At 51.0% G+C, this 2,498-nt stretch carries 2 rRNA genes; both read left to right on the forward strand.

The annotated features are described in order from the left end of the window. Window positions 1-668: ribosomal RNA gene (locus V6C11_RS01070) — 16S ribosomal RNA — on the forward strand; the annotation flags it as partial. A 281-nt stretch (window positions 669-949) separates the two neighbouring features. After that, window positions 950-2,498 (forward strand): 23S ribosomal RNA (locus V6C11_RS01075); the annotation flags it as partial.

The raw sequence follows: 2,498 nt of genomic DNA on the forward strand, positions 1-2,498 counted from the left end.
CGCCTGGGGAGTACGGTCGCAAGACTGAAACTCAAAGGAATTGACGGGGGCCCGCACAAGCGGTGGAGTATGTGGTTTAATTCGACGCAACGCGAAGAACCTTACCAGGGCTTGACATCGTATGAAAAGCGTAGAGATACGTTCCTTCAACTTCGGTTGAACATATAGACAGGTGGTGCATGGTTGTCGTCAGCTCGTGTCGTGAGATGTTGGGTTAAGTCCCGCAACGAGCGCAACCCCTAACATTAGTTGCCAGCACGTAAAGGTGGGAACTCTAATGTGACTGCCGTTGACAAAACGGAGGAAGGTGGGGATGACGTCAAATCATCATGCCCCTTATGTCCTGGGCTACACACGTACTACAATGGCCGGTACAGACGGAAGCGAAGCCGTGAGGTGGAGCAAACCTGAGAAAGCCGGTCCCAGTTCGGATTGTAGTCTGCAACTCGACTACATGAAGTCGGAATCGCTAGTAATCGCAGGTCAGCATACTGCGGTGAATACGTTCCCGGGCCTTGTACACACCGCCCGTCACACCACGAAAGTTGACAACACCCGAAGCCGGTGACTTAACCGAAAGGAGAGAGCCGTCGAAGGTGGGGCCGATGATTGGGGTGAAGTCGTAACAAGGTAGCCGTATCGGAAGGTGCGGCTGGATCACCTCCTTTCTAAGGAGAAATCAGCGTAAGCTGATTATCTAAGGTCGGACATTCACCATCTGCCTGTTTAGTTTTGAGAGACCCAATCAACCAGAAACTTCTGGTTGATTTTCAAAGTCTCTTGAAGTAATCCAACGTTCTTTGAAAACTGAACAGCGAAAAAGTAAAGCGTCGACAACAACAATTTCAAAAGGTTACCAAAAGTAACCGAGCAATAGAGAAGTGAGAGGTGAGAAGTTAGAAGTGGGAAAAACACTTTTAACATCGAACGTCACACAACTCAAAAGAATGGTCAAGAAAGAAAGGGCATACGGTGGATGCCTAGGCGCAATGGGCCGAAGAAGGGCGCGGTAAGCTGCGAAAAGCCACGAGGAGCCGCAAGCAGGCAGAGAGTCGTGGATACCCGAATGGGGCAACCCGGCGGAGCAAACCTCCGTCACCCTATGCTGAATCTATAGGCATAGAGGAGGGCACCCGGGGAACTGAAACATCTAAGTACCCGGAGGAAAAGAAAGAAACATCGAACCCCCCAGTAGCGGCGAGCGAACAGGGGCGAGCCTAAACCAGATATCTTCGGATACCTGGGGTTGCGGGAACCTCACCGCGTGATCAGTAGACCTAGTTGAAGCCACATGGAAAGGTGCTGCATAGAAGGTAAAACACCTGTAAACGAAAGGTCGAAAATTGCAGAGGACATCCCAAGTACCGCGGGACACGAGAAACCCCGTGGGAATCAGGGGGGACCACCCCCCAAGGCTAAATACCCAATGCGACCGATAGTGAACCAGTACCGTGAGGGAAAGGTGAAAAGCACCCCGGGAGGGGAGTGAAAAAGAACCTGAAACCGTATGCTTACAAACTGTCAAAGCACATTAAACGTGTGATGGCGTACTTTTTGTAGAACGGACCGGCGAGTTACATCTAACGTGCAGGTTAAGGCAGAAAAGCCGGAGCCGAAGCGAAAGCAAGTCTTAAAAGGGCGAGATGTACGTTGGAGTAGACCCGAAACCTGGTGATCTACCCATGTCCAGAGTGAAGCTTTAGTAAAATAAAGTGGAGGCTCGAACCGACCTTCGTTGAAAAGGAGGCGGATGAGGTGTGGGTAGGGGTGAAATGCCAATCGAACCAGGAGATAGCTGGTTCTCCTCGAAATAGCTTTAGGGCTAGCCTCGGAGCAAGAATAGCGGAGGTAGAGCACTGAATGGGCTAGGGGCCTTCACGGGTTACCGAACCCAATCAAACTCCGAATGCCGCTAAATCATCTCCGGGAGTCAGACTGCGGGTGCTAAGATTCGTAGTCAAAAGGGAAACAGCCCAGACCAACAGCTAAGGTCCCCAAGATATACTAAGTGGAAAAGGATGTGGGGTTGCTAAGACAACCAGGATGTTGGCTTAGAAGCAGCCACCATTTAAAGAGTGCGTAATAGCTCACTGGTCAAGTGACCCTGCGCCGAAAATGTAACGGGGCTAAGTATATCACCGAAGCTTTGGAATGATGTAAATCATTGGTAGAGGAGCGTTCCTGTTGAATAGAAGCGGTACCGTAAGGAGCCGTGGATTGGCAGGAAGTGAGAATGCCGGTATAAGTAAGCGAAAAGGCAGGTGAGAATCCTGCCCGCCGAAAACCTAAGGTTTTCTGGGGAAGGTTCGTCCGCCCAGAGTAAGTCGGGCCCTAAGTCGAGGCCGCAAGGCGTAGGCGATGGACAATCGGTTGAGAATCCGATACCACCAAATACCGTTTTTAAGTGAAGGAGTGACGCAGGAGGGTAAGTTAAGCCAGCGGCTGGAAAAGCTGGTCCAAGCCCGTAGGGTGAGAGATAGGCAAATCCGTCTCTCGTA

Source organism: Desulfotomaculum sp. 1211_IL3151, from assembly GCF_036763075.1.
In the GTDB taxonomy this organism is placed as follows: Bacteria; Bacillota; Desulfotomaculia; order Desulfotomaculales; family Desulfotomaculaceae; genus Desulfotomaculum.